This window comes from Streptomyces sp. NPDC047869 (assembly GCF_040704065.1).
Taxonomy (GTDB): domain Bacteria; phylum Actinomycetota; class Actinomycetes; order Streptomycetales; family Streptomycetaceae; genus Streptomyces.
Map to the genome: position 1 here is coordinate 233,272 of NZ_JBEYRK010000010.1, position 6,375 is coordinate 239,646.

Genomic DNA, 6,375 nt, shown 5'->3' on the forward strand with positions numbered 1-6,375 from the left:
ACACGCCGCGGGGCACGGCACCGGCCCTGAGCACACCGGTGCCGCGGACACCACGGCCCAGGCTCAGACCCAGGCCTGGGCCGGAGTAACCGTGGCTGCCGGGCCGCTGTCCACCTGGCTGCCGTCTCCACCCGGACGCGAGGCGGACTCCCGGGCCGTGCGGTGGAAGGCGGCCCGGTAGGCGCTCGGGCGGTGGCCGGTGTGGCGGGCGAAGAGGGCGGCGAAGGTGCCGGGGTCCTGGTAGCCGACGGCCGCGGCGACGGCGGCGACGGTGCGGTCGGTGGTCTCCAGCAGATGGCGGGCGCGGCGGACCCGTGAGGCCTGCAGATGGGCCAGCGGGCTGCGGCCGGTCTCCTCGGCGAAGCGGCGCAGCAGCGTGCGGGTGCTGACTTGGAAGGCCTCCGCGAGTGTGGCGAGGTCGTACCGCTCGGCGAGGTTCTGGTCGAGCCGTCTCATGATCCGTTGGGAGAACTCCTGGCCGGGCTGGGGGAGGAGCCGCGGGTCGACGTAGGGAGCCTGGGAAGTCCGCGCGTCATCGACGAGGGCCAACCGTGCGGTGCTGCGCGCCACTTGGGCGCCGTTGTGCCGGCGGATCAGGTCCAGCGCGAAGTCGTACATGGCGCTGAAGGCGGCCGTTGTCGTCACCCCCCTGTCGGTGACGACCAGGTGCTGGGGCTGTACGTCGGCGTCCGGGCAGCGGCCGGCCAGTTCGGCGGCGTACAGCCAGGAGGTGGTGGCCCGGCGCCCGTCGAGGAGCCCGGCCCTGGCGAGCAGGAACGAGCCGACGCAGAGGGAGACGACGGCGGTGCCGGCGGCTGCCTGCGCGCGGATCGCCGCGATCTCGGGGGCGAGGCGGGAGAGGCAGGCGTCGAGATCCGTGTCCGGCCGTAGTTCGAAGCCGGGTACCACGAGGACGTCGACCTCGCGCAGGGGCCGCACGTCCAGGGTCGCGCCGCCCGAGGCGGTGACCCGGCGGCGGGGCGAGACGATCGACACCCGGTAGCCGGGGCCGTCCGGTCCGGCGACGTGCCCGGCCATCGTCAACAGGTCGGGGACGCCGAACACTTCGGACGCGAAGCAGCCCGGGTACGCCAGGACTCCGACGCGCAGCGCCCCCGGTGCCGAGCCCGGACCCGCTTCCTTCCGTGCCTGCCGCGCCGCCGCCTCAGCCATCGCGTCCGCTCCCCCTGGTACTTCCGGCCGCGGCGCGCCGCCCGCATACCGTCCGCCCTTCCACTGCGCTTGGCGAGATTACCCCTGGCCTTGGCGATCCCGCCTCTCAACCGGCGGCCGGCCGTGGGACGAGGCTGGCCCCATGAGCGACGACGACCCGATCACGGACTTCAACCGCCGGAGCGTGGACGTGGAGGGGGTGGAGAAGACGGTGTACGTGACCGGGGCCGGGCCCGCGGTCGTGGTGCTGCCCGAGATGCCGGGCATCAGTCCCGACGTCCTGCGGCTCGCGCGCTGGGTGCGGGACGCGGGCTTCACCGTCCACGTGCCCTCCCTGTTCGGCACCGACGGCGCCTTCCCCACGGCCGAAGGCGGCCGGGAGGTGGTCCACCGCGCCTGCGTCAGCGCGGAGTTCCGCGCCTTCGCCGGCGGCGGCACCAGCCCGGTGACGGTCTGGTTGCGCGGCCTGGCGCGCCGGGCCCACGCCGAGTGCGGTGGGCCGGGGGTGGGTGCGATCGGCCTGTGCTTCACCGGCAACTTCGCCCTCACCATGGCACTGGAGCCGGCCGTGATCGCTCCGGTGGTCAACCAACCGTCGTTGCCGCTCGACGACCCCGGCGGGCTGGAACTCGACGAGGCGGACGCGCGTGCGGTGAGCGACCGGCTCGGGCGCGACGGACTCACCGTCCTCGCCTACCGCTTCGAGGGCGACCGCTGGTGCACGGGGCAGCGCTTCGCCGCCTACCGGAAGCTGCTCGGCGAAGCCTTCGACGGGCGCGTCCTCCCGGACAGCGCCGCGAACCCTGCCCCGCCGCCCTTCTTCGCCGACGTGGTCGGCACCCCGCACAGCGTCGTCACCGCCCATCTCGTCGACGAGGCCGGCCACCCCACGGTCCGGGCCCGCGACGAGATCCTCGCCTTCCTCACCGACCGCCTGCAGAGCAATACGTGACGCCCCCCCCGTGGCCGGCGGATGCCATTCATCGCTCCGATAGCATGTTCGAGCTTGCGATGGCTACCGTCATGGCTTTCCGTCCAATTAATCCATATCGAACAAATCGGCTGAATGATTGATATCCAAAACAGCGCGGGTGTTTTCGACAGTGAACGGCAGAGCCGCGTTGGCCGCGTGCCGTCAACGGCGAGTCATGGTGTGGGCCGCGGCATGCGTGGCAGCTCTGGGAATCCTCATCACGCTGGAGATCTCCGCACGCCGCTACGGTCAACCGGGGCCGATCACGGACCAGCTGAACGGGCTGATATTCGCCCCGAAACCGGGACCGCTGTACGGCGGTATGGCGTTGATGATGGTCGTGCTCACCTGGCGGCAACGGTTCATCGCTGCCGGTGCCGCCATCGGCATCGACGCCGTCTTCGTGCTGGTGCGCTGGGCGGTCGGCGCCAGGACGGCCGACGGCCACTTCTTCGGCAACGGCGCGTTGTGGGTGATGCTGGGCTGTGCGGTCATCGCCGTCACGCGCCGCACCGGCCCCGAACGCGTCCTGCTCCTGAAGGGCGTCGGCCTGGGCCTGCTGCTGGTGGCCGGCCGCAAGACCGGTGACACCTGGCTGCTCATCACCGCGAAGACCCGGCCGGCGGTGCTCGACCAGTACGTGGCGACCGCCGATCATGCCCTGGGCAACCCGTCGTGGCTGATGGGCCGGATCGTTGACGCCACCGACCCGATCGGCCCCCATGTCCTGCACTTGGTCTACGCGCAGCTCGCGGTGGCCGCGGTCGTCGTAGCGCTGTACCAGCTGCGCGATGTGGCGGCCGAGCGCCGATTCCCACGCCACCATCTGGTGCGCACCTTCCTGGTGATCGGCCTCCTCGGGCCGGCCGTCTACATGATCTTCCCGGTCGTCGGGCCCGTCTTCGCCTACGGCCCGGGCGCCTCCGGCACCGGTGGCGTGGAGTGGGCGGCGGCCGATCTGTGGCCGGGCACACCGCCGACGATCATCGCCCCGCACCCGATGCCATACGACGGGATCACCCCCCGCAACTGCATGCCCAGCCTGCACACCGCGTGGGCCACCGCGATATTCGTCCATTCCCGCAGGGCCCCACGGATTCTGCGATTCGCGGGCACGTTCTGGCTGATCGCCACGCTCAGCGCAACGCTGGGATTCGGCTACCACTACGGCGTGGACCTCGTCGCCGGCGTGGTCTTCGCGCTCACGATCGAGGCAGCACTGCGCGCACTCGACCGCGGCTGGGACCGCCGAGGAATCCAGCTGGTCGGCTACGGCGCCACGGTCTTCGCCGCGCTCCTGGTGTCGTACCGCTACCTGCCGATGGAGATGGCCGGACATCCGTGGGTCTTCGGGCCGCTCCTCATTCTGGTGATGACCTCAGTCATCTACGGCTACCTGCGGACCACCGAACTGTGGGAACCGACGGCGGCACCAACACGGCAACCGGAACCGCGACTCGAACCGGTTTGATTCGAGTCCCATCAGGCGAACGTTCCCGTTCGACGGCCCTGCCCGGGCAGCGCCGGCGTCCTCACAACCGCCGCGCTCCCGGGCAGGGCCACTCTCGTGATCAAAGACCGCAGGTCCGGGAAGGCGGGCGGATCAGCGCAGTCCGGCGAAAAGGTCGTTCTCGGGCAGGCCCGCGCCAGTGGTGTCCTGGACGCGCACGAAGGTCTCCACGCCCATCAATTCGGTGAACCTCTCCTGGCCCATCCTGAGGAAGAAGATGTTCTCGCCCTGGCTGGCGTGGGCGGCCAGCGCATCGAACTTCTGACCGCCGAACGCGGTGGTGTCCACCCAGGTGGTGATCTCCTCGTCGGGGAGTCCGATCTCGGCCATCGCGGCGGCCTCGGCGGGATCCGGCTCCTGCCAGTCCGCACCGAACTCGCGCATGACCTCACCGAACCGCTGCATCATCGAGCGGGGCGCCGTCGTCCAGTACACCTTCGGTGTCAGCCCGGTCATCGTCAGCGCCGTCATCGTGATGCGGTTCGCCTGGATGTGGTCGGGGTGGCCGTAGAAGCCGTTCTCGTCGTAGGTGACGACCACATCGGGCTGGTAGCGGCGCATGAGTTCCGCGAGTCGGGCAGCGCCCTCCTCCACGGGGGTCTGCCAGAAGGACCCGGGGGCGTCGTTCGTCGGCCAGCCCATCATCCCGGAGTCGGCGTAGTCCAGCGTCTCCAGGTGAGCGACCTTCAGAATGCCGCAGCTCGACTCCAGTTCCTGACGCCTCATCAGGGCCACGGCTGCCGGATCGTGCCCGGGATCGCCCGGCTTGACACCCCCCGGCCCGTCACCGCAACCTCCGTCGGTACACGTCACGAGGACCGTGCGAACACCCTCCGCCGCGTACCGTGCGAGAACGCCTCCCGTTCCAGTGGCCTCGTCGTCGGGGTGGGCGTGCACCGCCATGAGGGTCAAGGGCCGGTCATTCATGAACATTCCTCCTGTGTGAAAACGCCTCGGTCCGATTCTGCGGCAGCCCATGGAAGGCGCGGGCATCGACTGACCGGGCGTACTGCGGGCCCGGGGGACCGGATCGCGTCGAACGGACGATCTCCCCGCCCCTCCGTGCCCCGCCCGCGCGCCGGTCCCTCGGCTGGTGCAACAGCGCTGCCCGGATCAGCTGTTCCCGCCTCGGACGACACGCCACCCCACGGTCAGGACTTCTGGTGCGGTTCTTCGCCCACACGATCCACCACGGCGCGCTCGAGCACCGCGGTGGTCTGCAGCACGCTGCCGGCCTTGCCGATCGCCGTGTCCTCCCGCGTGACGTCGCGGAAGCCGAGGAAGGCGTACGTGGACTTGTCGAAGATCCACTCCTGGCGGTCCTCGGCCTGACCGTCCAGGGTGATGGCGACACCGTGCCTGCCTGCGGCGTCGACCGCGTCGGGGACGACCGTGGTGCCCGGTATCCGGGCGGCGACACGGTAGAGGAACGCCGTGGTCTGCGGGTGCCGACTCCGGGAGCATGCCGCCGAGATACTCGCCGACCACCCCGGCGACATGCTCGCCCGGCTGCGCGCCGACCACTGCGGCCCGACCCACGGTTACTACCTGGACGTGCCGTTGGAGGAGACCCTCGCCCGGCACGCCACCAAGCCGATCGCCGACGACGTCGACGACACACAGCTGCGTGACTGGTACCGGCCGAGTGATCTGCTGCCCGGCGGGTCCGAGACGGTCATCGGTGCCGGCAGCGCCCTGGACGAGACCGTCGACCGCATCATGTTCGACACCGGCCTGGCACACCTGCCCGCGCTGGACCGCTGACCGGGGTGCTCGCCGGCCCGCTGCCGGAGAGGGGGCGCGCCGGCAGCCCGCGAGCGATGGGGAAGGAGCGCCTCTGCGCGTGGGGAGATGCCGAGACGTGCGTGGAAGCTGTGGCCCTGCGCGGTGAGACGGTCTCCGTCGGACGCCCCGTGTCCGACCGGTCGTGGCCTGAGACCTTCAAGGGCCCAGAGGTGGGGGCGGTCCCGGATGCCGGGACCGCCCCCACGTGAAGTTACCGATCGCCGGTCAGGGCCGGCCCGTGTCCTGGACCGACTCCTTGGCCTCGCGGGCGTTGCCCGCGGCCTCGGCTGCGTGGCCCTTGGCGATCAGCTTCTCGTTGCCGGTGGCTCGTCCGACTGCCTGGGCGGCTTTGCCGACGGCCTGCTCGGCCTTGGCCCGGGCCTTCTCACTGGCGGCCATGCCGTTCACTCTCCTTTGGCTGCTGCGTGAGTCCTGCCTGTGCGGATGACCCCGCTCGGCGTCGGGCAAACCTAGGGCCAGAGATTCGCACTCAGTATTCGCGGCGAGGCCGCAGTGCATCAAATGTCGCGCAGGGGGAATCGTGCGTGGCGCGCACGTGCCCTTCGACCCTTGGAAATAACTCATAAATTGCGTGCTTGTAGGGGCGAGGTAAGGGCATCCGGTGGCCAGGAGGTTGATAACAATGGTTCCCCTGCTTCTGGTTCTTCTGCTGGCTCTGATCCTCTTCGGTGCGGGCTTCGCCCTGAAGGCACTGTGGTGGATCGCGGTGATCGTGCTGGTCGTGTGGCTGCTGGGCTTCGTCGTCCGGTCCGCGGACGGCACGGGCCGCAAGGGACGCTGGTACCGCTGGTAGGCGCGGATCCTCTGTGAGGAGCGCCGCTGGTGGCGAAGTTGACGTGGGGCCCGGCCGGGCCGACGGCACCCGGGCCACACCGGAGGAGTCGCACACCAGCGCCCCGGCCGCGCCGAGCGT

At 70.5% G+C, this 6,375-nt stretch carries 7 protein-coding genes and 1 pseudogene; 4 read left to right on the forward strand and 4 right to left on the reverse strand.

Translation table 11 applies throughout. From position 1 onward, the window contains the following. Positions 1 to 63: 63 nt before the first annotated feature. Positions 64 to 1,173: a helix-turn-helix domain-containing protein gene (locus tag AB0924_RS16160; RefSeq protein WP_366911702.1), complete on the reverse strand. Its 1,110-nt coding sequence runs from the start codon at positions 1,171 to 1,173 to the stop codon at positions 64 to 66. A gap of 142 nt (positions 1,174 to 1,315) precedes the next feature. Here AB0924_RS16160 and AB0924_RS16165 point away from each other — a divergent pair, with 142 nt between their 5' ends. Together AB0924_RS16165 and AB0924_RS16170 are read left to right on the forward strand one after the other, a co-directional pair. Continuing rightward, the gene (locus tag AB0924_RS16165; RefSeq protein ID WP_366911703.1) at positions 1,316 to 2,125 is read left to right on the forward strand and encodes a dienelactone hydrolase family protein; all 810 of its coding nucleotides are present in this window, start codon (positions 1,316 to 1,318) and stop codon (positions 2,123 to 2,125) included. Positions 2,126 to 2,321: 196 nt separating this feature from the next. After that, positions 2,322 to 3,617 carry a phosphatase PAP2 family protein gene (locus AB0924_RS16170; RefSeq protein WP_358939527.1) on the forward strand — a complete coding sequence of 432 codons (1,296 nt, stop codon included), beginning with the start codon at positions 2,322 to 2,324 and terminating at the stop codon, positions 3,615 to 3,617. A 132-nt stretch (positions 3,618 to 3,749) separates the two neighbouring features. Here AB0924_RS16170 and AB0924_RS16175 read toward each other — a convergent pair whose 3' ends face one another. Both AB0924_RS16175 and AB0924_RS16180 read right to left on the reverse strand, forming a co-directional pair. Beyond that, the gene (locus AB0924_RS16175) at positions 3,750 to 4,583 is read right to left on the reverse strand and encodes a PIG-L family deacetylase (protein WP_358939525.1); all 834 of its coding nucleotides are present in this window, start codon (positions 4,581 to 4,583) and stop codon (positions 3,750 to 3,752) included. A gap of 224 nt (positions 4,584 to 4,807) precedes the next feature. Next, on the reverse strand, positions 4,808 to 5,155 hold the full coding sequence (locus AB0924_RS16180; protein ID WP_358939523.1) for a hypothetical protein: 348 nt from the start codon (positions 5,153 to 5,155) through the stop codon (positions 4,808 to 4,810). On the opposite strand from AB0924_RS16180, the pseudogene AB0924_RS16185 reads away from it, so the two are divergent. After that, a pseudogene (locus AB0924_RS16185) lies at positions 5,136 to 5,420 on the forward strand (kinase); the annotation flags it as partial. The gene AB0924_RS16180 and the pseudogene AB0924_RS16185 overlap by 20 nt on opposite strands. Before the next feature lie 246 nt (positions 5,421 to 5,666). Here the strand turns inward: AB0924_RS16185 and AB0924_RS16190 are convergent. Next, entirely contained in the window at positions 5,667 to 5,840 is a 174-nt protein-coding gene (locus AB0924_RS16190) for a CsbD family protein (protein WP_358939521.1), read from the reverse strand. A 244-nt stretch (positions 5,841 to 6,084) separates the two neighbouring features. Between AB0924_RS16190 and AB0924_RS16195 the strand changes: the two genes are divergently transcribed. Continuing rightward, positions 6,085 to 6,255: a hydrophobic protein gene (locus AB0924_RS16195; RefSeq protein ID WP_070029835.1), complete on the forward strand. Its 171-nt coding sequence runs from the start codon at positions 6,085 to 6,087 to the stop codon at positions 6,253 to 6,255. Positions 6,256 to 6,375 lie beyond the last annotated feature (120 nt).

Bases quoted from the DNA above. Each gene is read 5' to 3' on its own strand.
- AB0924_RS16160 (WP_366911702.1), bottom strand. From the start codon at position 1,173: ATGGCTGAGGCGGCGGCGCGGCAGGCACGGAAGGAAGCGGGTCCGGGC.
- AB0924_RS16165 (WP_366911703.1), top strand. From the start codon at position 1,316: ATGAGCGACGACGACCCGATCACGGACTTCAACCGCCGGAGCGTGGAC.
- AB0924_RS16170 (WP_358939527.1), top strand. From the start codon at position 2,322: ATGGTGTGGGCCGCGGCATGCGTGGCAGCTCTGGGAATCCTCATCACG.
- AB0924_RS16175 (WP_358939525.1), bottom strand. From the start codon at position 4,583: ATGAATGACCGGCCCTTGACCCTCATGGCGGTGCACGCCCACCCCGAC.
- AB0924_RS16180 (WP_358939523.1), bottom strand. From the start codon at position 5,155: ATGTCGCCGGGGTGGTCGGCGAGTATCTCGGCGGCATGCTCCCGGAGT.
- AB0924_RS16190 (WP_358939521.1), bottom strand. From the start codon at position 5,840: ATGGCCGCCAGTGAGAAGGCCCGGGCCAAGGCCGAGCAGGCCGTCGGC.
- AB0924_RS16195 (WP_070029835.1), top strand. From the start codon at position 6,085: ATGGTTCCCCTGCTTCTGGTTCTTCTGCTGGCTCTGATCCTCTTCGGT.